The organism is Sphingopyxis sp. (assembly GCF_965279725.1).
Classification (GTDB): domain Bacteria; phylum Pseudomonadota; class Alphaproteobacteria; order Sphingomonadales; family Sphingomonadaceae; genus Sphingopyxis.
This window is the reverse complement of the sequence record NZ_CBDIIL010000003.1, coordinates 634499-661198: the sequence shown is the minus strand read 5'-3', so window position 1 is coordinate 661198 and position 26700 is coordinate 634499. Positions and strand designations below refer to the sequence as shown.

28 protein-coding genes and 1 pseudogene are annotated in these 26700 nt (G+C 63.4%); 18 read left to right on the top strand and 11 right to left on the bottom strand.

Going from position 1 to position 26700, the window contains the following annotated elements; genetic code table 11:
* Positions 1-178: 178 nt before the first annotated feature.
* Complete coding sequence (locus ACQY6T_RS12085) at positions 179-2293, bottom strand: M3 family metallopeptidase (protein ID WP_428631046.1); 2115 nt, start codon at positions 2291-2293, stop codon at positions 179-181.
* Between the two features lie 338 nt (positions 2294-2631).
* Positions 2632-3501: an SMP-30/gluconolactonase/LRE family protein gene (locus ACQY6T_RS12080; RefSeq protein ID WP_428631045.1), complete on the bottom strand. Its 870-nt coding sequence runs from the start codon at positions 3499-3501 to the stop codon at positions 2632-2634.
* 323 nt (positions 3502-3824) lie between these two features.
* On the opposite strand from ACQY6T_RS12080, the gene ACQY6T_RS12075 reads away from it, so the two are divergent.
* The 4 genes from ACQY6T_RS12075 (at position 3825) to ACQY6T_RS12060 (ending at position 7719) form a co-directional block, all read left to right on the top strand.
* Positions 3825-4979 (top strand): acyl-CoA dehydrogenase family protein, encoded by a 1155-nt coding sequence (locus ACQY6T_RS12075; RefSeq protein WP_428631044.1) that lies wholly within the window; start codon positions 3825-3827, stop codon positions 4977-4979.
* Positions 4980-5173: 194 nt separating this feature from the next.
* Positions 5174-6343 carry an acetyl-CoA C-acetyltransferase gene (locus ACQY6T_RS12070; protein ID WP_428631043.1) on the top strand — a complete coding sequence of 390 codons (1170 nt, stop codon included), beginning with the start codon at positions 5174-5176 and terminating at the stop codon, positions 6341-6343.
* A gap of 154 nt (positions 6344-6497) precedes the next feature.
* Entirely contained in the window at positions 6498-7280 is a 783-nt protein-coding gene (locus ACQY6T_RS12065) for an SDR family NAD(P)-dependent oxidoreductase (protein WP_428631042.1), read from the top strand.
* Position 7281: 1 nt separating this feature from the next.
* Positions 7282-7719 (top strand): acyl-CoA thioesterase, encoded by a 438-nt coding sequence (locus tag ACQY6T_RS12060; RefSeq protein ID WP_428631041.1) that lies wholly within the window; start codon positions 7282-7284, stop codon positions 7717-7719.
* Positions 7720-7828: 109 nt separating this feature from the next.
* Here ACQY6T_RS12060 and gmk read toward each other — a convergent pair whose 3' ends face one another.
* Positions 7829-8491 carry a guanylate kinase gene (gmk, locus tag ACQY6T_RS12055; protein ID WP_428631040.1) on the bottom strand — a complete coding sequence of 221 codons (663 nt, stop codon included), beginning with the start codon at positions 8489-8491 and terminating at the stop codon, positions 7829-7831.
* A 52-nt stretch (positions 8492-8543) separates the two neighbouring features.
* Between gmk and ACQY6T_RS12050 the strand changes: the two genes are divergently transcribed.
* The gene (locus ACQY6T_RS12050) at positions 8544-9107 is read left to right on the top strand and encodes a DUF2585 domain-containing protein (protein WP_428631039.1); all 564 of its coding nucleotides are present in this window, start codon (positions 8544-8546) and stop codon (positions 9105-9107) included.
* On the opposite strand, the gene ACQY6T_RS12045 is transcribed toward ACQY6T_RS12050, so the two are convergent.
* The 5 genes and pseudogenes from ACQY6T_RS12045 to ACQY6T_RS12025 form a co-directional block, all read right to left on the bottom strand.
* A complete protein-coding gene (locus tag ACQY6T_RS12045; protein ID WP_428631038.1) occupies positions 9082-10674 on the bottom strand; it encodes a serine hydrolase domain-containing protein in 1593 nt (530 codons plus the stop codon). The two genes, ACQY6T_RS12050 and ACQY6T_RS12045, sit on opposite strands and share 26 nt — an antisense overlap.
* Positions 10675-10746: 72 nt before the next feature.
* The gene (locus tag ACQY6T_RS12040; protein WP_428631037.1) at positions 10747-11115 is read right to left on the bottom strand and encodes a hypothetical protein; all 369 of its coding nucleotides are present in this window, start codon (positions 11113-11115) and stop codon (positions 10747-10749) included.
* 22 nt (positions 11116-11137) lie between these two features.
* Positions 11138-12546: pseudogene (fumC, locus tag ACQY6T_RS12035) on the bottom strand (class II fumarate hydratase).
* On the bottom strand, positions 12543-12800 hold the full coding sequence (locus ACQY6T_RS12030; RefSeq protein ID WP_428631036.1) for a hypothetical protein: 258 nt from the start codon (positions 12798-12800) through the stop codon (positions 12543-12545). The pseudogene fumC and the gene ACQY6T_RS12030 overlap by 4 nt, the downstream one beginning before the upstream one ends.
* A gap of 58 nt (positions 12801-12858) precedes the next feature.
* The gene (locus tag ACQY6T_RS12025; protein WP_428631035.1) at positions 12859-13341 is read right to left on the bottom strand and encodes an SspB family protein; all 483 of its coding nucleotides are present in this window, start codon (positions 13339-13341) and stop codon (positions 12859-12861) included.
* Between the two features lie 97 nt (positions 13342-13438).
* Between ACQY6T_RS12025 and hisB the strand changes: the two genes are divergently transcribed.
* The 5 genes from hisB to ACQY6T_RS12000 all read left to right on the top strand — a co-directional run bounded on the left by hisB (position 13439) and on the right by ACQY6T_RS12000 (position 17535).
* Complete coding sequence (gene hisB, locus ACQY6T_RS12020; protein WP_428631034.1) at positions 13439-14026, top strand: imidazoleglycerol-phosphate dehydratase HisB; 588 nt, start codon at positions 13439-13441, stop codon at positions 14024-14026.
* 154 nt (positions 14027-14180) lie between these two features.
* Entirely contained in the window at positions 14181-14786 is a 606-nt protein-coding gene (gene hisH, locus ACQY6T_RS12015; RefSeq protein WP_428631032.1) for an imidazole glycerol phosphate synthase subunit HisH, read from the top strand.
* A complete protein-coding gene (gene hisA, locus ACQY6T_RS12010) occupies positions 14774-15508 on the top strand; it encodes a 1-(5-phosphoribosyl)-5-[(5-phosphoribosylamino)methylideneamino]imidazole-4-carboxamide isomerase (protein ID WP_428631031.1) in 735 nt (244 codons plus the stop codon). Before hisH ends, hisA begins: the two co-directional genes overlap by 13 nt.
* A gap of 115 nt (positions 15509-15623) precedes the next feature.
* Positions 15624-16439, top strand: a complete 816-nt coding sequence (hisF, locus tag ACQY6T_RS12005; protein ID WP_428631029.1) for an imidazole glycerol phosphate synthase subunit HisF — start codon at positions 15624-15626, stop codon at positions 16437-16439.
* A gap of 7 nt (positions 16440-16446) precedes the next feature.
* Positions 16447-17535 carry a calcium:proton antiporter gene (locus ACQY6T_RS12000; protein ID WP_428631028.1) on the top strand — a complete coding sequence of 363 codons (1089 nt, stop codon included), beginning with the start codon at positions 16447-16449 and terminating at the stop codon, positions 17533-17535.
* On the opposite strand, the gene ACQY6T_RS11995 is transcribed toward ACQY6T_RS12000, so the two are convergent.
* Positions 17532-18668, bottom strand: coding sequence for a beta-ketoacyl-ACP synthase III (locus tag ACQY6T_RS11995; protein WP_428631027.1), 1137 nt, complete (start codon positions 18666-18668; stop codon positions 17532-17534). The two genes, ACQY6T_RS12000 and ACQY6T_RS11995, sit on opposite strands and share 4 nt — an antisense overlap.
* 195 nt (positions 18669-18863) lie before the next feature.
* Between ACQY6T_RS11995 and ACQY6T_RS11990 the strand changes: the two genes are divergently transcribed.
* On the top strand, positions 18864-19415 hold the full coding sequence (locus tag ACQY6T_RS11990; RefSeq protein ID WP_428631026.1) for a hypothetical protein: 552 nt from the start codon (positions 18864-18866) through the stop codon (positions 19413-19415).
* 346 nt (positions 19416-19761) lie between these two features.
* Here the strand turns inward: ACQY6T_RS11990 and ACQY6T_RS11985 are convergent, their stop codons facing one another.
* Both ACQY6T_RS11985 and ACQY6T_RS11980 read right to left on the bottom strand, forming a co-directional pair.
* Complete coding sequence (locus ACQY6T_RS11985; protein ID WP_428631025.1) at positions 19762-20532, bottom strand: sulfite exporter TauE/SafE family protein; 771 nt, start codon at positions 20530-20532, stop codon at positions 19762-19764.
* A 124-nt stretch (positions 20533-20656) separates the two neighbouring features.
* Positions 20657-21583: a LysR family transcriptional regulator gene (locus ACQY6T_RS11980; protein WP_428631023.1), complete on the bottom strand. Its 927-nt coding sequence runs from the start codon at positions 21581-21583 to the stop codon at positions 20657-20659.
* An 83-nt stretch (positions 21584-21666) separates the two neighbouring features.
* On the opposite strand from ACQY6T_RS11980, the gene ACQY6T_RS11975 reads away from it, so the two are divergent.
* The 7 genes from ACQY6T_RS11975 to ACQY6T_RS11945 all read left to right on the top strand — a co-directional run bounded on the left by ACQY6T_RS11975 (position 21667) and on the right by ACQY6T_RS11945 (position 26700).
* Positions 21667-22002, top strand: a complete 336-nt coding sequence (locus ACQY6T_RS11975; protein WP_428631022.1) for a hypothetical protein — start codon at positions 21667-21669, stop codon at positions 22000-22002.
* 664 nt (positions 22003-22666) lie between these two features.
* On the top strand, positions 22667-23431 hold the full coding sequence (locus tag ACQY6T_RS11970) for an SDR family NAD(P)-dependent oxidoreductase (RefSeq protein ID WP_428631021.1): 765 nt from the start codon (positions 22667-22669) through the stop codon (positions 23429-23431).
* Positions 23432-23444: 13 nt separating this feature from the next.
* A complete protein-coding gene (locus ACQY6T_RS11965) occupies positions 23445-24092 on the top strand; it encodes a glutathione S-transferase family protein (RefSeq protein WP_428631020.1) in 648 nt (215 codons plus the stop codon).
* A gap of 11 nt (positions 24093-24103) precedes the next feature.
* Positions 24104-25084 carry a thiamine pyrophosphate-dependent dehydrogenase E1 component subunit alpha gene (locus ACQY6T_RS11960; protein WP_428631019.1) on the top strand — a complete coding sequence of 327 codons (981 nt, stop codon included), beginning with the start codon at positions 24104-24106 and terminating at the stop codon, positions 25082-25084.
* Positions 25081-26073: an alpha-ketoacid dehydrogenase subunit beta gene (locus ACQY6T_RS11955; protein WP_428631018.1), complete on the top strand. Its 993-nt coding sequence runs from the start codon at positions 25081-25083 to the stop codon at positions 26071-26073. The genes ACQY6T_RS11960 and ACQY6T_RS11955 overlap by 4 nt, the downstream gene beginning before the upstream one ends.
* 4 nt (positions 26074-26077) lie before the next feature.
* Entirely contained in the window at positions 26078-26308 is a 231-nt protein-coding gene (locus tag ACQY6T_RS11950) for a biotin/lipoyl-containing protein (RefSeq protein WP_428631017.1), read from the top strand.
* A complete protein-coding gene (locus ACQY6T_RS11945; RefSeq protein ID WP_428631016.1) occupies positions 26305-26700 on the top strand; it encodes a nuclear transport factor 2 family protein in 396 nt (131 codons plus the stop codon). The genes ACQY6T_RS11950 and ACQY6T_RS11945 overlap by 4 nt, the downstream gene beginning before the upstream one ends.

The window sequence follows — 26700 nt, the reverse complement described above, 5'->3', positions numbered from 1 at the left end:
TCCCGCAAAAGCGGGAACCCAGGGACAGGCCCGCCGACGCACGCTCTGGGTCCCCGCTTTCGCGGGGATGACGAGGTGAAAGAGTATGGAACGTCGGCTAACTGGCGGTAGCGGTCACCCTTGAGCCAAAAACAAAGGGGGCGATAAGACCCCCTTTGTCTCCCCGGTTCTGTCCAGATTATTCGGTCGGAAACCCGCGCTTTTTCAGCAGCGCCGACACATCCGGATCGCGGCCGCGGAAGGCGCGATACGCCTCGGCGCGGTCGGTTTCGTTGCCGGTCATCAGCAATATGGTGCGGAACCGGTCGGCGACGGTGCGGTCCCACGGACCGCCGGCTTCGGTGAACGCCGCCCAGGTGTCGGCGTCCATCGTTTCCGACCACAAATAGCTGTAATAGCCCGCCGAATAGGCGTCGCTGCTGAACAGATGGCTGAACTGCGGCAGGCGGTGGCGCATGACGATTTCGCGCGGCATGCCCATTTCCGTCAGCGTCTCGCGCTCGAACTTGTCGACGTCGGTCACCGGCACCTTGCGGTCGTGAATCTTCATGTCGACGATCGCGCTCGACAGATATTCGACCGTGTCGAATCCCTGGTTGAACTTGTTCGACGCCAGGATCTTGTCGACCAGCGCCTGCGGGATCGGCGCACCTGTCTTGTAGTGGGTGGCGAATTTCGACAGCACTTCGGGGGTCATGAACCAGTTTTCGTTCACCTGGCTCGGATATTCGACGAAGTCGCGCGGTACCCCGGCGAGCGCCGGATAGTTGATGTGCTGGAGCAGATAATGGATGCCATGACCGAATTCGTGGAACAACGTCGTCGCGTCGTCCAGGCTGACCAGCGTCGGCTCGCCCTTCGCCGCTTCGGTGAAATTATTATTGTTCGACGCCAGCACATTGCGCTCGCCGCCCAGCGTCTGCTGGCTGCGATAGGTGGTCATCCACGCGCCCGACCGTTTGCCGTCGCGCGCGAAATTGTCGAGATAGAGCAGGCCGACATTCTCTTTGGTCTTGAGGTTGAAGACCTCGAACGTCCGCACCTTTGGGTCGAAGACCGGAACGGTGCCGGTGTTTTCCCTGAACCCCAGATCATAGAGCTGGCCCGCCGACCAGAACATGCCCTCGACCAGCTTGTCGAGCTGGAGGTACGGCTTCACTTCGCTCTCATCGAGGTCGTATTTCTGCTTGCGGACCTTTTCGGCGTAAAAGCGGTAATCCCACGGCTCGATCGTCAGCTTCGGACCCTTGCCGGCCTTGGCATCGGCGTCGGCGATCGCCTGCATGTCGGCGACCTCTTCCTTCACGCGCGCGACCGCGGCGGGCCATACCTTCATCATCAAGCCCATGGCGTTGGCGGGGGTTTTGGCCATCGTGTCGGCCATGCGATAATTGGCGTGGGTCGCGAAACCCAGCAATTCGGCACGCTGCTGGCGCAGCTTCAGGATTTCGGCGATCGTTGCATTGGTGTCGTTGGCATCGCCATTATCGCCGCGACTGATGAACGCCTTATAGACCCGCTCGCGAAGCGCGCGGTTGGTCGAATTCTGCAACACCGGCGACGCCGACGAACGGGTGTTCTTGATCGCCCATTGGCCGGGCTTGCCATTCGCCTCGGCCGCCGACGCCAGCGAGGCGACGAAGCCGGGCTCCAGCCCGGCCAGTTCGGCCTTGTCGGTAACGAAGGTGTACAGCTTTTCATCGCCGAGCAGCTTTGACGAGAAAGCCGAGAACAGACCTTCGAGCTTGGCGTTCATCGCCACCAGCTTGGTCTTGTCGGCCTGCGACAGATTGGCGCCGTCGCGCACCATCTCTTCATAGCTGCGCTCGACGATGCGGATCTGCTGGGCGTCAAGACCGCTCGACTTGCGCGCGTCGTACACCGCCTTGTATCGCGCGAACAGCTTCGGCTGCAGGAACAGCTCGGTATAAAAGGTCGAGATTTTCGGGCTCCACTCGGCATCAATCGCCTCGACCCGGTCGTTCGACTTGTTCGACGACTGGACGCCCCATAAAGCGAACAGCCGGTCGGCGGTGTCGCCCGCCAGCATCATCGGGACGTGGGTGTTCTCGAACGTCGGGGCGGCGGGATTATCGATCACTGCCTGCACCTCGGCCCTCGTTTCGGCCATCGCCTTGGTGAATGCGTCGGGGAACAGCTCGGGGTCCATCTTGTCCCACGGCGGCACCCCTTCGAACGGGCCGGTCCATTTGGCGAGCATCGGATTGTCATCGACGGGCGCGGCGGCGGTGGGCGCGGTCGGGGCATTAGCGGGTGCAGCGGAAGCGGTCATCGGTCTCTCCATATTCGTGCAACCCGCGAGCAGCGCAGTGGATGCGAGCAGCAGAACGAGCGGACGACGGCGGACGGGTAGCGCTGGGCGCGACATACGTGAATCTCCCCGGGGAAAAGGTTTCGGACGAAACCATGTTGGGGCCGTCTTAACCTTATGTGGCGGTGATGTGCAAGGTTCGGGGGACGAACGGAGTGAGCAGATCCTCCCTGTGGCGAAGCCATGGGGAGGGGGACCGTCCGCGAAGCGGATGGTGGAGGGGCGGCAACGGTCGCGCCAATGCCCCTCCGTCAGCGCTTCGCGCTGCCACCTCCCCATCGCTATGGGACGGGGAGGATCTATCCTCCGAACATCGGCTGTTCCAACCCCGGCACATCGACCCGAAAGGTAAAGACGCCGCCCGCGTGCGGCTGGGCTTTCCGCTCCTCGTCGCTCAGATTCTTGCCCGCGCTGGTAACGAAGGCTGTTTGCATGTCGGCGCCGCCGAACGCGATCATCGTCGGGCGCTGCACCGGCGTTTCGACCGTCTGGAGTAGCTCGCCGGCGGGCGATAGGCGGACGACGCGCCAGCCGTCCCACAGCGCCGACCAGTAACAGCCCTCGGCATCGACCGCGGCGCCGTCGGGGCGGCCGTTTCCGAACGCAAACTGATGGAAGACGCGGCCGTTCCCAAGCGCGCCGGTCGCCTGCTCTACGTCATAGGCGCGGATTGCGTGGGTCGGCGTGTCGGCGTGATAGAAAGTCCGCCCGTCCGGGCTGAACGCGGCGCCGTTGCTGGTGCCGAGCCCGCCGAAGACTTTGGTGAGGGTGCCGTCGGGATCGAGGCGATAAAGCGCCGCGGTGGGGTGCGCCTTGTCGCTGGTCAGGCTGCCGACCCACAGCCGGCCGGCACCATCGACACACCCGTCGTTGAACCGCTGTGCGGACTTGTCCGCCAGCACCGCCGGACCGAACGCCCGCGGCGCCGCGCCCCAGCAGTCGATCAGCGCGCAGCCGTCTTCGAGCGCGGCGACCAGACCACCGCCTGTGCGCGGCGCGACGCAGCCGACCTGCTGGTCCAGCGTCATGACCTCGTCAATGCCGGTTACCGGATCGGCACGGTGGATCGTCCGCCCCTCGATATCGACCCAGTACAGCCGCTGTTCCGACGCGCTCCAGCGCGGCGATTCGCCGAGCAAGGCACCGGCGTCGAGGAGAAGTTCGACCATATTGGGTGTCGTAGCGCGGGGAGGGGGCGCTGCCCAGCGCCTGCAAACCTATTCGCGGTGGAAAATGCAGGCGGCTGGTCACCCCACCCCCGTCACCCCGGACTTGATCCGGGGTCCACGCGGTCGCGCGCTGCCCGCTCGTCAACGCCGCATGGATCCCGGATCAAGTCCGGGATGACGAAGGTATATGAGAGCCAATGAGAGAGTTTCATGCCGTAACGTCTTTCCACTTGACGTGCACGTAAACGTAAGGTCTTTTGGCGATCGAAAAGATGCGGCCGACTCCCCGCCTGCGTTCGGCTGCCGCAAGGGAAAGGAAAGCCATGTCGCTCGATAACCTGTCGCGCTCTGCCTACACCGACGATCATGAAGCGTTCCGCGCCACCGTGCGCCAGTTCCTCGAAAAGGAAGTCGCCCCGAACGCCGCGCAATGGGCCGAGGACAAGATCGTCCCCAAGTCGATCTGGCCCAAGGCGGGCGAGCTCGGCATGCTGTGCCCGACGGTGCCAGAGGAATATGGCGGGCTTGGCCTTGATTTCGGCTACAACGCGATCGTCGATGAAGAGAGCGCCTATTACGGCCGCGCGACCACCGGCTTCTCGCTCCAGTCGGACATCGTCACCAACTATATCGTCAAATATGGCAGCGAAGAGCAGAAGGCGCACTGGCTGCCCAAGATGGTCGCGGGCGAGGTGATCACCGCGATCGCGATGACCGAACCTGGTACCGGCTCCGACCTGCAGGGCATGCGCACGACCGCGAAAAAGGATGGCAATCATTATGTCATCAACGGGTCGAAAACTTATATCACCAACGGTCAGAACGCCGACCTGATCCTCGTCTGCGTCAAGACCGACACCGAGGTCCAGCCGGCGTGGAAGGGCGTGTCGATCGTCCTCGTCGAGGCCGATCGCGAGGGGTATGAGCGCGGCCGCAACCTCGACAAGATCGGGCAGGACGAGGCCGATACCTCGGAAATGTTTTTCAACGACGTTCGCGTCCCGATCACCAATTGCCTGGGCGAGGAGGGCAAGGGCTTCATCTATCTGATGAGCGAACTGCCGCAAGAACGGCTGTCGATCGCGGTGTCCGCGCAGGCGTCGGCGCAGCGCGCCTTCGACGATACCGTTGAATTCACCCGCGACCGCAAGGCATTCGGCAAGCCGATCCTCGATTTCCAGAACACGCGCTTCGTCCTCGCCGATCTCAAGACCAAATTGCAGGTCGGTTGGGCGCATCTCGACTGGGCGCTGGCACGGCATTTGAAAAAGGAACTGACCCCGGAAGAGGGCGCTGCGGCGAAGCTGTGGCACACCGAGCTTCAGTGGGAAATCATGGACAAATGCCTCCAGCTTCACGGCGGGGCGGGCTATATGAACGAATATCCGATCGCCCGCGCTTGGCGCGCGGCGCGTGTCACCCGCATTTTTGGCGGCACGAACGAGATTATGAAGGAACTGATCGGGCGCAAGCTCTGACCGGAAAACTCTCTCCCCTTGCGGGAGAGAAAGACTTGGCTTGGCGGCTTGCCGCCTAGCAAGTCTTGAGAGGGGTTCTTACGTTGGCGCTCTCGCGCAACCCCTCTCCCAGCTTCGACTAGGCGGACGAGCCGCCAAGTCTTCGCAACCCTCTCCCGCAAGGGGAGAGGGAAGACAGTGAAAGGAATTCTCCCATGGCTCATGCTTATATCGTCGATGCCGTCCGCACCGCCGGTGGCAAGCGCGGCGGCAAACTCGCCGGCATCCACCCCGTCGACCTTGGCGCCGCGGTGTTCGACGCCATCGCCGCCCGCAATGATTTCGACACCTCGAAGATCGACGACGTCATCACCGGCTGTGTGTCGCAGGGCGGCCAGCAGACGATGGATCTGGGCCGCAATGCGGTGCTCGCCTCGAACCTGCCCGATTCGATCCCCGCGGTGACGATCGACCGCCAGTGCGGATCGTCGCAGCAGGCGATGATGTTCGCGGCGCAGGCGGTGATGTCGGGGACGCAGGACATCGTCCTTGCCAGCGGCATCGAAAGCATGACGCGCGTACCCATGGGCAGCGTCGCGACCTTGTTCATCAAGGAAGGGCTCGGCCATTATAAGTCCGAGCGGCTCGAGGAAAAATATCCCGGCATCATGTTCAGCCAGTTCATGGGCGCCGAAATGATCGTCAAGAAGCACGGCTTCAGCAAGGACGACCTCGACGCCTTTGCGTTCGAAAGCCACCGCCGCGCCAAGGCGGCGACCGAGGCGGGGCGTTTCCAGCGCGAGATCATCGGCCTTGACATCGACACCCCCGACGGCCGCCAGACCCACCTGATCGACGAAGGCATCCGTTTCGACGCGACGCTTGAGGGTATTGCCGGCGTCAAATTGCTGCAGGAAGGCGGCACGATCACCGCCGCCTCATCAAGCCAGATTTGCGACGGCGCCTCGGCGGCGTTGATCGTGTCTGAACAGGCGCTCAAGGATCATGGCCTGACCCCGCGCGCGCGCATCCACCATATTTCGGTGACTGCGGGTGACCCGGTGATCATGCTCGAAGAACCTTTGTTCGCGACCGAAAAGGCGCTGAAGAAAGCGGGCATGAAGATCGGGGACATCGATGCCTATGAAGTGAACGAGGCGTTCGCGCCGGTGCCGCTGGCGTGGATGAAATATCTCGGCGCCGATCATGGCCGGCTCAACCAGCATGGCGGCGCGATCGCGCTCGGCCACCCGCTCGGCGCCAGCGGTACCAAGCTGATGGCGACCTTGCTCGGCGTGCTCGACGCGACTGGCGGCAAATATGGGCTGCAGACGATGTGCGAAGGCGGCGGTCAGGCCAACGTCACGATCATCGAACGGCTTTGAATCGATCAAACCCCTCCCCTTCAGGGGAGGGGCAGTGAGACTTGTGGGCTTTGCCCGCTAGTCGCAGCGGGGTGGGCCTTTCGGCCTAGCGCCATACTGCGAACCCCCACCCCAACCCCTCGCCTTCAGGGGAGGGGCTTAAAAGGAGAAACACATGAAACTCGATTCCACCGTATCTGCCGTCGTCACCGGCGGCGCCTCGGGCCTCGGTGCGGCCACCGCGCGCGCGCTCGCTGCCAAGGGCGTCAAGGTCGCGATCTTCGACCTGCAGGAAGAAAAAGGCCTCGCGCTCGCGGCTGAGCTTGGCGGCGTGTTCTGCGAATGCAATGTCACCGATGACGCGTCGGTCGATGCCGCCTTCGCCAAATCGCGGGAAGCGATCGGTCAGGAACGTATCCTCGTCAATTGCGCGGGCACCGGCAACGCGATCAAGACCGCGAGCCGCAGCAAGGAAGACGGCAGCATCAAGCATTTCCCGCTCGATGCCTTCAACTGGATCATCCAGATTAACCTCGTCGGCACTTTCCGCTGCATCGCCAAGTCGGCTGCGGGCATGATGACGCTCGACCCGATGGACGACGGCGAGCGCGGCGCGATCGTCAACACCGCCAGCGTGGCGGCCGAAGACGGCCAGATAGGTCAGGCCGCTTACTCCGCGTCGAAGGGCGGCGTCGTCGGCATGACCCTGCCGATCGCGCGCGATCTCGGCAGCGAGAAGATTCGCGTCAACACGATCCTGCCAGGCATCTTCGACACCCCGCTGCTCGCCGGTGCGCCGCAGCCGGTGCGCGATGCGCTCGGCGCCTCGGTGCTCAACCCGAAGCGGCTTGGCGTTCCCGCCGAATATGCCAACCTTGCCATGTGCATGATCGAAAACGGCTATTTCAACGGCGAGGACGTTCGCCTCGACGGCGGGATCCGCATGGGTCCCCGCTAATATGCCGAAACCGGAAAGCTGGCGGCTCGATGCCGCCAGCTACCCCGTCTGCGCCGAATTTCAGACGCGGTTTCAGGATATGGACATCAACGGTCACCTGAATAATGTGGCCTTTGCCGCCTTGTTCGAAAGCGGCCGGGTATTGTTGAATCGCCAGGTACGTCCGCTGACCGAGCGCCCCGCCAACGAACGCACGATGGTCGCGGCGGTCGAGATCAATTATCTGGCCGAGGGTAATTTCCCTGATCCGGTGACGATCGCGACCGGCATCGGCCGGATTGGCACCTCCAGCTGGACGATCGTGCAGGCGATGTTCCAGAACGGCCGACCGATCGCGACCTGCGACACCGTCGTGGTGTGCCGCACCGACAACCAGGCCAAGCCGCTGCGCGCGGAGATGGTTGCCGAGTTGACCGCCAATCTGGTGACGCCGACCTGATTTTCGTCATTGCGAGCGAAGCGAAGCAATCTCCAGCTATCGACCTATGAGCAAGGTCGAGAGCTGGAGATTGCCGCGTCGCCTTCGGCTCCTCGCAATGACGGCACTATTAAAGCGAGGTATCACCCTCGGGCACCGACCGGATCAAATCGCGGGCAAAACCGATCAGTCCGATCTGCCGCCGCCGCTTCAACCGCTCGGCGCGCAGGATCGCCATCACTTCGCCATAACATTCGTCGACCTGGTCGTTGATCAGCACATAGTCATAGCCGTCCCAGTGGCTGATCTCGTTCGCGGCGCGCGCCATGCGCGCGGCGATCACCTCGTCGCTGTCGGTCTTGCGTGCGCGCAGGCGGCGTTCGAGTTCGTCCATCGTCGGCGGCAGCACGAACACGCGCACCACATCGGGGCCGGCCTCCTGATACAGCTGCTGCGCGCCCTGCCAGTCGATGTCGAACAGCACGTCCTTGCCCGCGTCGAGCAGCTCGTCGACCCGCGCACGGGGGGTGCCGTAACGATGGCCAAAGACATGCGCCCATTCGAGGAATTCATCGTCGGCGGCCATCTGCTTGAAGGTTTCGACATCGACGAAATGATAATCGACGCCGTCCTGCTCGCCGGGGCGCATCGGCCGCGTCGTCGCTGAAATCGACAGCGCGATGTCCGGGTCGCTGGCCAGCATCTTTTTCGAAATCGTGGTTTTGCCGGCGCCCGACGGCGAGGACAGGGCGAACAACACGCCGCGGCGGTTGAGGTGGACGCTTTCAGCCATGGCCGCTATTCGCGAAAGCAGCGCCACGGGTCAAGCGCGAAGGGGACAGGGTATGGCAGGAATTTCACGAACGGGCTGGCTGGTCGCAGCGACGCTGATCGCGGTGTTCACCGCGATCCTGTTCGCGATGGGGCGTCCGCCGATCTGTCCGTGCGGCACGATCAGCCTGTGGCATGGCACCGTCCAGTCGGACCAGAACAGCCAGCAGATTTCGGACTGGTACAGTTTCAGCCATATCATTCATGGCTTCATCTTCTACGGCCTTGGCCGCTGGCTGCTACCGCGTCAGCCCTTGTGGGTCGCGCTCGCGCTGGCGATCGGGATCGAGGCAGCGTGGGAAATCCTCGAAAACTCGCCCATCATCATCGACCGCTATCGCGAGGTGACGATGGCGTTCGGCTACAGCGGCGATTCGATCCTCAATTCGGTGAGCGATGCGGTCTTCATGATTCTCGGCTTTCTCGCCGCCAGCCGGATGCGCTGGTGGATGACCGTCGTCATCGCGATTGTCTTCGAACTGTTCACGCTGTGGACGATCCGCGACAATCTGACGCTCAACGTACTGATGCTGGTCTCGCCGGTCGAGGCGATCAAGGAGTGGCAGGCGGGGGCGTAGCCGACTGCGCGCTATCGCCACAGCGCACGAACCGGCTGTCGAATGCTTCGATTGCGGCCACCGCGCCGCGTTCGGCGATGAAATGTAGCTCCTCGCCCTGACCGGGGATCAGTTCGGCGCGCACCGTGTCGGGCGCCGTGCCGGGTTCGGTGGTGGCATGCAGACGCCCCATCGCCAAAGCCAGTTGCCAACCCTGCGCGGTGACGGCGATCGTGCCATATTCGGCGTTGCAATAGCGTCCGGCATAGACGGCAGGCGCCATGGTCAGTTGTGGCACACGCGCGGCGCGTTCAGCGCGCTGTGCTGCCACCTTATCCACTTGCTTTGCCCATTGGCCGGCCAGCGCCTCGATCTGTTTGGCCGCTTTGGCGTCGGCGCGCGCGGCGCCGTGTCGGTACCAGTCATAGGTATATAGCGCGGCCAGGTCGACGAGGCGAAATCCGACGCCATCGTCATTGGTCGCCACCGCCACGCCAAGCCCGGCGGCGGGTAACACCGAGACGTGGGCGCGCGCGCCGGTGAAAGATCCGAATGCATGATAGAGCACCGCGTCTTCATACGCCCCCGAATACCAGCCCAGTCCGTACCCCGTCCGGCGAAAGGGGCCGAAGTCGGTGTCGAGGGTCGCGACCGGGTCGCGCGCCGCCGCTGCTGCGCGAGTCAGGTCGCCCTTGCCGACAAGCTGGACGGTAAGCCAGCGCGCCATGTCGTTGGCGCTGGCATACATGCCGCCCGCGGCGTGCATGGTCGTATCGGCCTTAACGAGATAAAGCCGCTTTCCGGCGCCATAGGGCGCCGCGACGGCTGGATGCGCGCCGCGTCTGTCCAATCCCTCGGTCAATGTTTCGGTCATCGCCAAAGGGCGCAGCAGCTCTTGTCCGACGATATCCTGCCAGCGGCGACCGGTCCGCCGCTCGATCAGCAGCGCCGCGACATTATAACCAATATTGCCATAGTGGAAGGTGCCGTGCGCTGCCTCGGGGTCGGGTTTGAGTTCGGTCAGCAGACGCAGCAGCGTGGCATCGTCATATTCGCCGCTATAGGCCATACGAAAGGCCATGCCGTCGCCGCTCAGGCCGTGGCGATGTGACAGCAGATCGCGCAGGGTGATCTGGTCGGCATGGATGGCGGATGGAAAGGCGATGTCTGGCGCCATGTCGCGCATGGTCCAGTCTAGATCGATCGTCCGGCGCGCGTCGAGCAGCGCAATCGCGGTCCCGACAAAGCTTTTCGTCGAAGAGGCGATGTAAAACGGCGTGTCGGCCGTCGCGGCGACCCCGGCCTCGATATCGGCGCGGCCTTTCGCCTTCACGAACACCGGCGCGCCATCATGGACCACCGCGACCGATATCGCGGGCATTGAGGGGAAGCGCATCATGGCCGCGTCAAGAAAGCGGTCGAAATCGACTGCAAAGGCCCGGTCCTGTGCAACCGCCTCCTGGATCTCTGCCGCGGTTATCGTAGCGGTGTCACCGATCTGCGCGATCGCGGGGCTGCAGGTCAGCGCGGCAACGCCGCTCCAGATCGCCCCCGCCCATATGATTCGCGCCGATTCATTCCGTGCCATTACCACTTCCCATCAACTGTATTGGACATGCAATACAGTTGATGGCGGCGATGGCAAGATACCGGGTCACATTCAATGAATGACGGGGCGTCTCTCGTCGTCGGTCGCCGGAATCGCCGGCGGCAGCGCGTCACCGATTGTCTGGCCGTCGGGCGGCAAATCTGCGGTGCCGGCATAGGTGTCGACCACGCCCGCGGCGGCCAGCGCAGGGTCTAGCGCATGCGCCTGTTCGGCGGCCTGACGCGCCTCGGCGCGTTCGGCCCATTTTTTGGTCAGATAGCCAGCGGCTGCCCATGCCGCCATCGCGGCATAGCGCTGCGGAAACAGGCGCCGCGCCGCGAACAGCGCGCCCGCGCCGATAACCGCGCCGGCCACTGGGTGATTGCCCTTGGTCCGTCCGATTGCGCTGCCCAAAACACCGCCAACGATCCTGCCTATCATGCCCAAATCTCCTTCTCCCCTATCAATTCGCCGATGGGGCGTTCGGTTCCGGTCCCAACATCGTTCGCGGATCGACCAAGCGGTCGAAGGTTGCGGCGTCCACATAACCCAGCGCGAGTGCCGCTTCCTTCAACGTGCTGCCGGTCTCATGCGCGTGATTGGCGATCTTTGCTGCCTTGTCGTACCCAATTTCAGGCGCGAGCGCGGTGACCAGCATCAGCGAGCGGTCGACCAGTTCGGCGATGCGCGCGCGGTTCGGTTCAAGTCCATCGACGCAACGATCGGCAAAGCTGGTCATGCCGATGCTGAGCAGATCGATCGAACGCAGCACATTGGCGCCAATCAGCGGTTTGAAGACATTGAGTTCGAGATGCCCCTGCATGCCGCCGATGGTGATGGCCTGATGATTGCCGATGACCTGTGCCGCGACCATCGTCAGCATCTCACACTGGGTCGGGTTGACCTTGCCCGGCATGATCGAGCTGCCCGGCTCGTTGGCAGGCAGCTCGAGCTCGCCGAGTCCGGCGCGCGGGCCAGAGCCGAGCAGGCGAATGTCGTTGGCGATCTTGGTCAGCGATACGGCAACCACATTGAGTGCGCCTGACAGCTCGACGAGCGCATCGTTGGTGGCCAATGCCTCGAATTTGTTATCGGCGCTGCAAAAGGGGGTATTCGCCAGTTCGCTGACGACTGTGGCGAAATCCTCGCCGAACCCCTCCGGCGCGTTGAGGCCGGTGCCGACGGCTGTGCCGCCTTGGGCGAGTTGAAAAATGTCGGTTGAAGCGCTGCTGACACGAACGCTCGCCTTGGCGATTTGCATCGCATAGGCCGAAAACTCCTGGCCCAATGTCAGTGGCGTGGCGTCCTGCAAATGGGTGCGGCCGATCTTGATGATATCGGTCCAAGCTTCCGCCTTGTCTTCCAGTTCGGCACATAAATGCATGATCGCCGGTTGCAGGCGATTGCGCAGCGCCAACCCGACCGCGATGTGCAGCGCGGTCGGAAACTGTCGTTCGACGACTGGCTCATGTTCACATGATCATTAGGGTGCACGGGGGACTTGCCGCCGCGTGTGCCCGCCAGCCGTTCGTTGGCGATCCCGGCGATCACCTCGTTGACGTTCATATTGCTTTGGGTGCCGCTGCCCGTTTGCCAGATGACGAGCGGGAACTGATCGTCGAATTTTCCCGCTGCGACGTCCGCCGCTGCCGTTTCGATGGCGTCAGCCAGCGCTGGGCTAAGCCCATGCCGTCGGTTTACGCGCGCCGCAGCCTGCTTGACGAGCGCGAGCGCATGGACGATCTCGATCGGCATCCGCTCGCGTGCGCCGAATGGGAAGTTTTCGATCGATCGTTGCGTCTGCGCGCCCCAATACGCCTCCACCGCGACTTCGATCTCGCCGATGCTGTCGCTCTCAATTCGCGTGCTCATCCGACCAGCATCCGCGTCACCAGCACCGACCCGGTCCAGATCATCGCGACCAGGCCCAGCATCTGCCAATATCCCTTGTCACCGACGCGGCGGCGAAACCAGGCCGCGAGCAGCCAGAAAAGGACCAGCGCCGGGGTCAGGATCAGCAGGCTGAAGCGCAGCAATCCGTCGGCGATCTGGCCGCGCGCTGTGGCTTCTTCGAACAAGGTATAGCCCTCGACGCTCCACCAAAAGGCAGCGGTCAGGACGAGCATCCCCGCAAGCGCCCAATATTGCCAAAAACGGCTGGGGGGCCATGGCGGTGCCACGGCGCTATTTCCGCTTGCCGAAATCCACCGTCACGACGTTCGACCCATCCTCGCTGACGACGTCGGGACGGTCGTTGTCGGCCTCGTCATGCGGTTCGGGCTCGGCGACATCGTCGTCGCTGACCTGAAACTGCAATCCGAAATCAACCGACGGATCGACAAAGGCGGTGATCGCCGCATAGGGGATGGTCAGGATCGACGGCGTCTGGTTGAACGACAGGCCGACGCTGAAATAACTGTCCTCGACCTTCAGATCCCAGAACCGGTTTTGCAGCACGATCGTCATTTCGTCAGGGAATTTGGCGATCAGATGCGCCGGAATCGACACCCCCGGCGCCTGCGTCTTGAAGGTGATATAGAAATGATGCTCGCCGGGCAGACTGTCATAGCCGACGATCTGGTTCAGCACGCGGCCGACCACGGCGCGCAGCGCGTCCTGCACGATTTCGTCATAGGGAATCAGGCTGTCGCGCACGTCATCGGTCATGGGGCAGGGGGATGAACGGACCGGGCGCGCCGGTCAAGGGGGTCGAGGCGGATAGAGTCGCCTTGCATGGTGAAAAGTGGCTGCTATGGGGCAGGTCATGCGAACTGCAACCGTCCAGCGCACGACCAAGGAAACCGACATCGCGATCGCCGTCAACCTCGACGGCACCGGCGATTATGCGGTTTCGACCGGTATCGGTTTCCTCGACCATATGGTCGAACAATTGTCGCGCCACTCGCTGATCGACATTTCGATGCAGGTGAAGGGCGACCTCCACATCGACCAGCACCATACGGTCGAGGATTCGGCGCTGGCGCTCGGCGAAGCGGTGGCGAAGGCGCTAGGCGACAAGCGCGGCATCGCGCGTTACGGCGAGGCGCATGCGCCGATGGACGAAACGCTGACCCGCTGTGTGCTCGACATTTCGGGGCGGCCGCACTGCGTTTACAAATCCAGCTTCTCGCAGCCGCGGCTCGGCGAAATGGACACCGAGATGTTCCCGCACTGGTTCCACAGCTTTGCGCAGACCGCCGGGATCACGCTGCACATCGAGACGCTCTACGGCGAAAACAACCACCATATCGCCGAAAGCATGTACAAGGCGCTGGCGCGCGCGCTGCGCCAGGCGGTCGAGATCGACCCCCGCAAGGGCGATGCAATCCCCAGCACGAAGGGTGTGCTGTGACATCCCCCCTCCCGCAAGCGGGAGGGGCAGCGAGACTTGCGAACTTGTTCGCTAGTCGCAGTGGGGTGGGTCATGCCTCCGCTGCCCACCCCACTGCGCTAGCCAGCAAGCTGGCAAGCTCCGTTACCCCTCCCGCAAGCGGGAGGGGAATTCAGTGACCATTGCCCTGATCGACTATGGCGCGGGCAATCTTCGCTCGGTGCATAATGCGCTCGTCGCGGCGGGCGCTGCTGATGTGGCGGTGACAGCCGATCCCGATATCGTCGCCAAGGCCGACCGCATTGTGTTGCCGGGCGTCGGGGCGTTCGCGGCTTGCATGAATGGGCTGACCGCAATCCCCGGCCTCGTCGAAGCGATCGAGCGCCGCGTCCGCACCGACGGCGCGCCCTTTCTCGGCATCTGCGTCGGTATGCAATTGCTCGCCGACGCGGGCGAGGAGCATGGACGCCATGCCGGGCTCGGCTGGATCGGCGGCACCGTCCGCGCCTTTGCCCCCACGCCGGGTCTGCGCATCCCGCATATGGGCTGGAACGATGTCGTTCCCAGCGCCGCGCATCCGGTAATCGCCCAAGGCGAGGCTTATTTCCTCCACAGCTATCATTTCGCCGACACCGCCGACGTGCTCGCGACGAGCAGCCATGGCGGCTCGTTCACCGCCGCTGTTGGCCGCGACAATATCATTGGGGTCCAGTTCCACCCCGAAAAAAGCCAGGCCTATGGCCTCGCGACGCTTGAAAGGTTCCTGACGTGGCGGCCCTGACCATCTTCCCCGCAATCGACCTCAAGGGCGGGCAGGTCGTGCGACTGGCTGAGGGTGATATGGATCGTGCGACCATCTATGGCGATGATCCGGCGGCGCAGGCGCGGATGTTCGCCGATGCGGGCGCGACGCACCTCCATGTCGTCGACCTCGATGGCGCCTTTGCCGGGGCCAGCGTCAACGGCGCCGCGGTCGAAACTATCATCGCCTCCTTTCCGGGCAAGGTGCAGGTCGGCGGCGGCATCCGCGACCGCGCCGGGGTCGACCGCTGGCTGGCGCTCGGCGTCGAGCGGGTGATCATCGGCACCGCCGCACTCAAAGATCCCGAATTCGTCAAATCGGCCGCGCGCGACCTGCCCGGCCGGATCATCGTCGGCGTCGACGCCCGCGACGGCATGGTCGCGACCGAGGGCTGGGCCGATGTGTCCGACGTGCGCGTCGAAGACCTTGCGCGGCGGTTCGAGGATGCGGGCGTCGCGGCGCTGCTGTTCACCGATGTGGGCCGCGACGGGCTGCTTAAGGGCTGCAACGTCGAGGCGACGGTCGCCTTGGCGCGGTCGGTCGCCATTCCTGTGATCGCGTCAGGCGGGGTCGCGGACATTGGCGACATCCACGCGCTCCGCCCGCATGTCTCCGACGGCATCGAAGGCGTGATCACTGGACGAGCGCTGTATGACGGGCGCCTTGATCTCGCCGAAGCGATTGCGGCTGGGCGGCGATGAAAAACATCCCCCGTTCCGTTCGTGTCGAGCGAAGTCGAGACACGTCGTGGCTGGGCGTTGCCCTTCGGGCTGTCTCGACTTCGCTCGACACGAACGGGTCAGAGGGATTGTCCGCATGACCGTCCGCGTCCGCGTCATCCCCTGCCTCGACGTGGCCGACGGCCGCGTCGTCAAGGGCGTCAATTTCATCGACCTGCGCGATGCCGGCGACCCGGTGGAGGCGGCGCGCGCCTATGACGCCGCGGGCGCCGACGAGCTCTGCTTCCTCGACATCAGCGCCACCCATCAGGGGCGCGGCACCCTGCTCGACATGGTCAGCCGCACCGCCGAGGTGTGCTTCATGCCGCTAACCGTCGGCGGCGGGGTGCGCAGCGCGGACGATGCGCGCGCGCTCCTGCTCGCGGGCGCCGACAAGGTCGCGGTGAACAGCGCCGCGGTCGCGCGCCCCGAACTCGTCGCCGACATCGCCGATCGTTTCGGCAGCCAGTGCGCGGTCGGCAGCATCGACGCGCGCCGCGTGGGGGACGGGCGCTGGGAAATCTTCACGCATGGCGGGCGCACGCCCACCGGCATCGATGCCCTCGCACATGCCGTCCGGCTTGCCGATCTGGGTGTCGGCGAATTGCTCGTCACCAGCATGGACCGCGACGGCACCAAGGACGGCTACGACCTCGCGCTGACCCGCGCGATCGCCGATGCGGTCAGCGTACCGGTGATTGCATCGGGTGGGGTCGGCAATCTCGACCATCTCGTCGCGGGCGTGATCGAGGGCGGTGCCAGCGCGGTGCTCGCCGCCAGCATCTTCCACTTCGGCGAAGCCACGATCGCCGAGGCGCACGCGCGGCTCGCCGCCGCCGGATTGCCCGTCCGCACGCATCAATACCGCCAATTGGCGGCTTGGGGTGGCCATGCGGGAAGGGGGCTGCAATAGAAGCCCGATGACCCAAAAGCTCCGCATCGCCGACCGCACCCACGACCTTTTTCCAATTCTGGGCTTCCTTGCGGCGATGGCCAGTCTTGCGATGCCGCTCAATTCGTGGCTGGTCGCGGTCATCCTGATCGGCGCGATCATTGCCGCGGTCCATCATGCCGAGGTGATCGCGCACCGCGTCGGCGAACCGTTCGGCACCCTGATCCTGGCGCTTGCGGTGACGGTGATCGAGGTCGGGTTGATCCTCACCTTGATGCAGGCCGAACCCGAAAAGGCGCAGACGCTGGCGCGCGACACGGTTTTCGCGGCGGTGATGGTTATCCTCAATCTATTGATGGGGCTGTGCCTGCTGCTGGGAGCGATCCGGCACCATGAACAGCGGTTCCAGCGCACCGGCATCGGCGCCGCGCTCGCGACGCTGACGGTGCTGACCGTCGTCACGCTGGTGCTGCCCAATTTCACCTCAAGCGTATCGGGGCCGTTTTATTCGCCGGTGCAACTCGGCTTCGTCGCCGTGGTCTCGCTGATCCTCTACGCGACCTTTGCGCTGGTGCAGACGGTTCGTCACCGCGACTATTTCCTGCCCGACGGCGACGCTGATGGCGACGGCGAGCCCGACGCCCACGCGCAACCGCCGACCATCAATCGCACGATGATGTCGGGCGCGCTGCTGCTTGCCAGCCTCGTCGCGGTCGTCTTGCTTGCCAAGAATCTGTCGCCGGTGATGGGCGCGCTGCTCTCCGACTGGGGCGCCCCGCCCGCAGTGCTCGGCGTATTGATCGCGGCGCTGATCCTCGCGCCAGAGGGGCTGGCGGCGGTGCGCGCGGCCAAGGCCGACCGGCTCCAGACCAGCATGAACCTGGCGCTCGGGTCGGCGCTGGCAACGATCGGCCTGACCATTCCCGCGGTCGCGGTGCTGTCGATCGTCACCGACCTGCCGATCAGCCTGGGCCTCGACGCCAAATCGACGGTGCTGCTGTTCCTGTCGCTGATCGTCGCGTCACAGACGCTGGCGAACGGGCGGACGACGGTGCTGCAGGGGGTGATCCACCTGATGCTGTTCGCGATCTATTTGTTCACGACCTTCGTGCCTTAGGTCCGGCGCACAAACACCGTCCCCGCCGAATAGCCCGCCCCGAACGAACAGATCAGCCCGGTGTCGCCCGCGACCATATCCTCGTGATTCAGGTGAAACGCGATGATCGATCCGGCGCTCGACGTATTGCCATAGGTGTCGAGCACCGTCGGGCTTTCGTCATCGCTGGCCTCATGCCCCAACACGCGCTGCGCGATCAGGCGGTTCATGTTGGTGTTCGCCTGATGCAGCCACAGCCGCCGCATGTCCGTACCCTCGAGGCTCAGCACTTCCATCTGCTCGACGATCATGTTGGCGACCATCGGCACGACTTCCTTGAACACCTTGCGGCCTTCCTGGACGAACAATCTGTCGGTCCTAGGCCCGTCCTGATCGATGCCGCCATGGGCGCGGTTGAGGAAGCCGAAATTGTTGCGGATGTTGTTCGAAAAGACGGTTTTCAATTTGGTGCCGAGGATGTCCCAATGCCCGGCGGGCGCGATATCCTTGTCCTCGACCAGGATCGCGGTGGCGACGTCGCCAAAGATGAAATGGCTGTCGCGGTCCCGCCAGTTGAGGTGGCCCGAACAGATTTCGGGGTTCACCACCAGCACGCTCCGGGCATGGCCGGCGCGGATGTAGTCGGCGGCGGTCTGGATGCCGAACGTCGCCGATGAGCAGGCAACATTCATGTCGAACCCGAACCCGTCGATGCCCAGCGCGTCCTGAATTTCGACCGCCATCGCCGGATAGGCGCGCTGCATATTCGACGCCGCGCACAGCACCGCATCGACGTCCCCCGCATCGCGCCCGGCGCGCTTCAGCGCATCCTTTGCCGCGGCGACACCGATTTCGGCGAGGACCGACAGTTCGTCATTGCTGCGTTCGGGCAGGCGCGGCGCCATATGCGCCGGGTCGAGGATGCCCGCCTTGTCGACGACAAAGCGCGACCCGATGCCGCTCGCTTTCTCGATGAATTCGACGCTGGACTCGGTCAGTTCAGCAATATTGCCCGCCGCAATCGCCGCGGCATTTTCTCTATTGTGCAGCGCAACATACTGGTTAAAACTGGCGACAAGTTCTTCGTTGGCGATGCGTTCGGCGGGGGTGAAAAGGCCGGTGGCGGAAATGACCGGCTGCGGTGTGTGCGACATGATGGACCTGCGTGTGTCTTATGGTTTCAAGGCACGCTGATTAGGCCCGGTCGCGGCGCGGCGCAACGCCCCACAAACTTGCTGAATAGCAGCCGACATCATGGTTAACTTGCCGCTAACCATTTTAGTGGCAGATTGCGCAAATTGCAGACCTCCGGGGGGATGGCTCCCTGGGCGCCGTGCGGGAGCATGACCATGGCGACGCGTTCGGGACCGGCAGCCGGTGATCTGTCGATAGCGGAAATCAAGGAATTTGCAGCCTTTCCGGCGGCGACGCAGCGCTATATTCGCCGCTCGCTCGATATCGGGCTGGAACGCGACGATGCGATCGCCCGCTGGTCGCGCGACATGGTCGAAGAAACCGCAATCCGCGTTCAGGCGCGCGTCTATCAGCGGATAACCGACATCCGCGCCCATATTCCCGACGACAGCGGCCTCGACGCGCTCGAAGGCTTTATGGCGCCGCTGATTGCCGTTTCGGCGTTCGATTTGGGGCAGGACCGGTTGCCCAGCTTTGCGGCATACCGGTTTCTGTACGAGCGGTTGTTCGGCGGACATGCGCGGCCGTGGCTGCCGGGCGCCTTTTGCGCTGCCGCGTCGCTGCCGCACCTGCACCCCGACAAGCGTCGGTTGCTGCTGCAATCGATCAGCGAAGCCGCCGCCACCGCGCCGGGCTGGTCGGCGCGTGAACCAAGCTTTTATCCCGAATGGGTCGAAAAGATCGACGAGACCAAGGCGGCGAATTGAGCGGATTGGCTGGTTTGGGGTGGGACGCTGCCCTCATATCTTGGTCACCCCGGACTTGATCCGGGGTCCATGCGGCCTTGCACCGCCTATACTGAGAGGGCGGATGGATCCCGGATCAAGTCCGGGATGACGACAATATAGGTCAGCAATTGGTCGTTAGCGGACGCCCTCCGTTTTCCGTTCGTGTCGAGCGAAGTCGAGACACCCCTCGATGTCGCGCCACGACGATGGGCATCGCGACTTCGCGCAATGCGAACGGATTTCGACGTACAGCGTCCGGTCGTGAGCCGCCACGCGATCCGCCGCGACCGGTGTTGACACCGCTACGGCCGCCAGCGCGCAAAACCTACCCGGCCAAAACCTTCCACAACCCAAAGCTGCTCGTCGCGGTCAGGACGATGCCGACCAGCACCAGCAACAGCTTGGGCGAGAACCGCTTGGCCATGAACGCACCCAGCGGGGCTGCGGCGACGCCGCCGATCAGCAGGCCCAGCGTTGCACCGGCAATATCGGCAAGGCCGAGATGATAGATGAACGTCGCCGACACTGCGAGAGTCAGAAAGAATTCGACGCTGTTGACGGTGCCGACGACCTTGCGCGGTTCGGCGCCTTGGACCAGCAGGTTCGACGTCACGACTGGCCCCCAGCCGCCGCCGCCCATCGCATCGAGGAAGCCGCCAACCAGGCCCAGCGGCGCGATGATCGTCGGTTTCTTGAATTTGGGCGGGTAGAAAAGGCCACGGAAAAGAAGCCAAAGGCCGACGGCGACCAGATAGCCGAGGATGAAGGGCTTGATGACATTGCCGTCGATCGAGGTGAGTAGATAGGCGCCGGTGACGCCGCCGATCACCCCGGGGACGAGCAGGCGCCAGAACAAGGGCCATTCGATATTGCCATGGAAGAAATGGCTGATGCCCGATACCGCAGTGGTAAAGGTTTCCACGACGTGGATGCGCGCCGACGCGGTGGCGGGCGGGACGCCCATGACCGCGACTAGCAAGGTGTTGCAGATGACGCCGAACGCCATGCCAAGCGCGCCGTCCACAAGCTGCGCGGCAAAGCCGATCAGGATGAAGGGAAGAATCGCCGATAGATCGAATGCCGCAAGCTCGTGCATGTCAGTATCCCAACTTTTTTAGTTGAGAACCGGCTGCCGGATTTAGCGGTGAGTCGCCAGTGTAATTTTTCTGCTGGCGACGAAGGGATTTGTTTGTGCGCCGAATGGACGACGCAGCGCGGCGTTATCGCCCGATATCCTCGGGCAGAAATTCGCGCGCATAATCGATGAAGGCGCGCAATTTGGGCATCACCTGTTTGCGGCTGGGGTAATAGAGGAACAGTCCGGCCGTTGACGCCGCCCGGTCGGCGAGGATGATTTCCAGATCGCCGCGCTCGATATGTTCTTTCAGAACCGGCTCGGCGGTCATGCCCAGCGCGACCCCGCTGCGCACCGCCATGATGATCGCGGCCTGGTCGTTGACAATCACCGGCCCGGTGACCGGGATTTCGATCTCGCGATTGCCTTCCATGAAAGACCAGGGAATCAAGCCGCCGCTCGCCAGCCGCAACCTGACGCAGCGATGCTGGCGCAGATCGGCGGGGGTCTCGGGCTTGCCAAAGCGTTCGAAATAACTCGGCGCGCCGAACACGGTAAAGCGGAAAGGCCCGGTCAGGCGGACTGCGATCATGTCGGCGTCGAGCGCCTCGCCCATCCGCACCCCCGCGTCGAAACCTCCGGCATTCAGGTCCGATAGCGCGTCGTCGCCGAATATCTCGAGCTCGATGTCGGGATAGGCGTCGCAAAAGCCCGCGAGGATGGGTTCGAACATTGGCTGCACCGCGCCCCGCATCAAATTGATGCGCAATCGGCCTGCCGGTCGGTTGCCCAGATTGCGCGCTGCTTCATACGCCTCGGCAAGGCCGGCATAGGCGGGCGCGGCGCGTTCGAGAAACTGTTCGCCGGCCTGCGTCAGCCCGACACTGCGCGTCGTGCGCATGAACAGCGGCGAACCGACCCGAACTTCCAGCCCTTTGATCGTCTGGCTGATCGCCGACGGCGAGACCCCCAGGTCGGATGCGGCGGCGGAAAAGCTGCGCCTTTCCGCGACGCGCAGGAAAGCTTCGATCCCGTCGAGCGCCCCATGGGGGATTGTTAAATCCTGCTTCAAAGCACTTGCAGATTATAATGGATTATCTATGTGCGCAACAGCGACTAAAAAGGTTGCACAACGAAACGAAAGGAACCTCTCCCATGGCCTATCAGATCTCCTCATTCCGCCGCTTTCCCGCCGCTTTCGCCATCGTCGCCGCGTCGGCGCTGGCCTTCACCGGCCTGATGGCATCCGCAACCCCCGCTTACGCGCAGTCGGGTAGCGACTATCGCTGCGCCGGCCTGGCCGAGCAAGCTCATGTCGCTGCCACTGGCGTTGAAGGCGGCAAGCAGGCGAGCGCGAAGCGCTTTGTTTCGACCGGCAAAAAGCTGTGCGAAGCCGGTAATGAACGCGCCGCCGCCAAGCAGTTCCGTTCGGCACTGAAGATTGCCGGCGTCGCCGAAGTCGAAACCGACAGCCAGATGGCGTCGCGTTAAGATCGCGCGCCAAGCTAGACTAGACACCAATCTCCGGACCGTCCTCTCCCTCTCCCCGACGGTTCCACTAAACTGGGGCGGCACTCATAACGAGGCCGCCCCATTTGTTTGCGCGCTGGAACTTTCCGGGTCAGCGCCGACGGTGGCAGAAATACCAGAATTTATGACAGATCTGATATAAAATATTGAAAATAAAAGTGAATATGCCGATTTCGGAACCTAGCTGGACGCCATATAATCACCACGAAAGCACCAGAAATCCAAGTTTTTCGTAGTGCGATCTTTGCTTCGCGTGGGTTTGTACAAACCGTCGGAGACTCGCTGACGCCTGTTCGCAATGAACTTGATCCCGGCTTCGCGCCCGCGTTTCTCGTGGCGGCTTAGCGCCTCATTCCGACCTCCATCCCGAATGAGCTGTTGCTCAAAAGCGGTCGTTCTATCCGAATGAGGCGTTCCACAGCCTCGCGCCTCAAGTTGGACGTTGACTGATTGTTCTTGCTTTTGGAAAGCAAAGTTCAGCGGTCGAGCCGACCTTCCTCAAGGATATGCGGCACGATCGTTGGTTCGAGATATCCTCGCGAGCCAAGACGCTCCCATTTTTGCTGATGTCGCCGCGCGCGTTCGCACGATACTCTCCTCCCCAAAATCACAAGAGGAGGATGCGATGGACCTGGGTCTCAAAGGCAAGAAAGTCATTATGAACGGCGGCGCGCACGGTCTGGGGCTCGCGTCGCTCAAGATTTTTGCCGCCGAGGGCGCCGATGTCGCCTTTTTCTCGCGCGATGCGGAAAAAGTGAAGGCGGCCGTCGCGGTGATCGACGCGGCGGGCCCCGGCAAGGTTCATGGCGAACAATTCGACATGACCGATAACCCCGACGGTTATCGCGAATGGCTGGGCAAGGCGCGCGATGCGCTCGGCGGCTGCGACATCTTCATCCACACCGCGAGTTCGTCGGGGCAGGGCGCGACCGGCGACTGGCAGCGCGGACTCGACATGGACGTCATGGGTGCGGTCCACGGGGTCGAGGTGCTGACCGAGGCGCTCGCGGCATCGGGTTCGGGATCGATCATCTTCATGTCATCGACGGCAGCGGTCGAGACCTTCATCGTCCCGCAGGCGTTCAACGCGCTGAAGGCGGCGCTGATTACTTATGGTTCGCAACTGAGCCAGGCGCTCGCGGCGCAGAATATCCGCGTCAACATCGTCTCGCCCGGCGCAATCTATTATCCCGGCGGCAATTGGGAGGTCATCAAGTCGGCGGTGCCTGCGCTGTATGACGCGACCCTTGCGCAAATGCCGATGGGCCGGTTCGGCGAGGCGGAGGAAGTCGCGAAGGGCATCGTCTTCATGGCGTCGCCCGCCTGTCCCTACATGACCGGCGCGCATCTGGTGATCGACGGCGGCTTTACCAAGCGCGTCCAGTTCTGATCGGCGCGGCACCATGAAACTCTATCAATCAATCGGCCCCAACCCGCGCGTCGTGCTGATGTATCTCGCCGAGACCGGGCTCAGCGTCGAACGTCAGTTGGTCGACATCATGACGGGCGAAAATCGGCAAGGCGATTTTCTGTCCAAAAGCCCGCTGGGTCACACGCCACTGCTCGAACTTGATGACGGTCAGCGGATCGCCGAGAGCATCGCGATCTGCGAATATCTCGACGAGACGCTGGCGGGCGGAGCTTTGCTCGGCGCAACCCCCGAAGAGCGCGCGCAAACGCGGATGCTGCTGCGGATCATCGACCAGCAGGCGGTGGTGCCGATGACGCTGGCGTTCCGCGGCGCTGAGGGACTGCCGATGTTTCAGCCGCGGATGCTGTGCCTTCCCGACGCGGCAGGCGACCTCAAGCGCCAGGCGGCGGACGGGTTGGCGGCCATCGACCGGATCGTTGGTGCCGGGCCGTGGGTGGCGGGCGACCGGTTCAGCCTTGCTGACATCCTGCTGTTTTCGTTCGTCGAATTCGGCGCGATGGTTGGGCAGCGGCTCGATCCCGCGCTGACCAATCTGGTCGCGTGGCGGAGCCGCGTCGCGTTGCGGCCGAGTGCTGCCGACAGTGCCAATCATAAACAGGGCGTGGCCGAACCCGCCTGAGGAGAGACTGAATGACCGAAGCCTCGATTGATCGCGATACGCTGCGCGACATCTACACCCGCACGATGCGGGTCGCGCGTGCCGACGAAAAATTCCGCTCGCTGCTGATGACCGGCAAGCTCGCGGTGATCTATTACACCGTGCGCGGGCAGGAATTGGTGTCGGCGGCGGCGATGGCGGCGCTCAACCAGGACGATTATCTGGTCACCACCTATCGCGGCCAGCACGACCAGATCGCCAAGGGCGTGCCGCTGAACCCCTTGTTCGCCGAGATTGCGGGCAAGGTCGGCGGCACCTGCCGCGGCAAGGGCGGATCGATGCACATCACCCATCCCGAAACCGGCGTGATGGTGACCACCGGGGTCGTCGGGTCCGGCTTACCGATTGCCAACGGCCTCGCGCTCGCGTCGCAAAACCGCGGCGATGGCAAGGTGACGATGGTCTGCTTCGGCGATGGCGCGACCAATATCGGCGCGTTTCACGAGGCGATGAATATGGCGCAGCTGTGGAAGCTGCCCGTGATCTTCCTGTGCCAGAACAACCGTTACGGCGAGCATACCGCCTTTGCCGACCATACCAAGGTCGATTCGATCGTCACCCGCGCCAAAGCTTATGGAATGGACGGCGTGAAGGTCGACGGCAACGACGCGATCGCGATGTACAACACGACCAAGGGGGCGGTTGACCGCGCGCGGGCCGGCGACGGTCCGACGCTGATCGAGGCGATGTGTTACCGGATGCTCGGCCATTTCTTCGGCGCCGATTTCTCGTACATGCCGCCCGAACATCTCGCCGAAATGGCGGCCGAAGATCCGCTGCCGCGGCTGCGCCAGCTGATGCTCGATCATCAGTTCACCGAGGCCGAGCTCGACGCGATCGTCGCCGACCTCGACGCGCAGATGGACGCAGCGACCGAGTTCGCCGCGAACAGTCCGCTGCCCGGGCCGGAGGAAATCCGCAAGGATGTCTTCGAAGAGGAGATTGCGGCATGAGCGCCCAGATCACGATGACGCAGGCGATCAACCGCGCGATCGACGAAGCGATGGCCGAGGATGATGGCGTGATCCTGCTCGGCGAGGATGTCGCGGCGAAGCAGGGCGGCGGGGTGTTCAAAATCTCGGCCGGGCTCAGCGAAAAATATGGCGAAAACCGCGTCCGCGCGACGCCGATTTCAGAGCAGGCGATCGTTGGCGCGTGCGTTGGCGCGGCGCTCGCGGGTTTTCGGCCGATCGCCGAGATCATGCTGATGAACTTCGTCACCGTCGCGATGGATCAGATCGTAAATCATGCGGCGAAATTGCGCTTCATGTCAGGCGGACAGACCAACGTGCCGATGGTGATCCGCACCACGACCGGCGTCGGAGTCGGCTTTGGCGGCCAGCATAGCGATATGCTCGAGGCCTGGTTCGCGCATGTCGCGGGATTGAAAGTTGTGACGCCGTCGAACGCCGCCGACGCGCAGGGACTGATGCGCGCGGCGATCGCGTGCAACGACCCGGTGATCTTCATCGAGAATATCCTCTGCTACGGGCTGAAATCGGACGATCCGGGGCCGGGGCATATCGTGCCGCTCGGCAAAGCGGCGGTGACCCGCAAAGGGACCGACTGCTCGATCATCACCTATGGCCGCACCGTGCTCGACGCGCTCGAAATCGCCGAGCGACTCGCGGGCGAGGGGATTTCGGTCGAGGTGATCGATCTGCGTACCATCGCGCCCTATGACGAGGCGACCGTCACCGCATCGGTCGAGAAGACCGGTCGCGCGGTCGTGCTCCACGAAGCGGTGAAGCAATATGGCACCGGCGCCGAGATCGCGTCGCGGCTCAACGAAAAATTGTTCGGCAAGCTGAAGGCGCCGGTGACGCGGATCGGCGGGGCTTTCTCTGCGGTGCCGATGGCCAATGCACTCGAACAGGCGTGGATCCCGAACAAGGATGCGATCGCCGATGCGGTGCGCGCCGCGATGAACTGGAAAGGCTGACACCATGGCAGAGGAACTGCGCATTCCCAAGGTCGGCATGTCGGCGACCGAAATGACCCTCAACGAATGGATGTTCGGCGACGGCGAGCGTGTCGAGGTCGGCGACATCCTCTACACGGTCGAGACCGACAAGACGACGGTCGAGATCGAGGCGCAGGTCGCGGGAATCATCCGCCCGGTCGGGATCGAAGGCGCGGTCTATCCTGTCGGGGCGCTGGTCGGGACGATCGAATGACGAGTCCTCTCGAAGCCAGCAAGGCGATGTATGCCGCGGTCGCGCGGGGCGAGTGGGATGTCGTCGCCGACTTCATGTCTGACGATCTCGTCATCTACGAGCCCACCTCGCTGCCCTATGGCGGCGAATGGCGCGGGCGCGATGCGCTCCAGAAACTCTACGCGCATGTGATGACCTTTTGGGAAAATCCCGTCGTCCAATGGCAGGAACTGGTCGGCGGAGACAAATATGCCGTCGCACTGCTCCACTTTACCGTAACCGCCAAATCGAGCGGCAAGCGCTTCGAAACGCATATCGCCGAGGTCACCGAATTCGACGACGCCGGCAAGATGGCGTCGATGCGCATCCATTATTTCGACACCGCGGCTATGCTCGACCATTTGCGAGCCTGA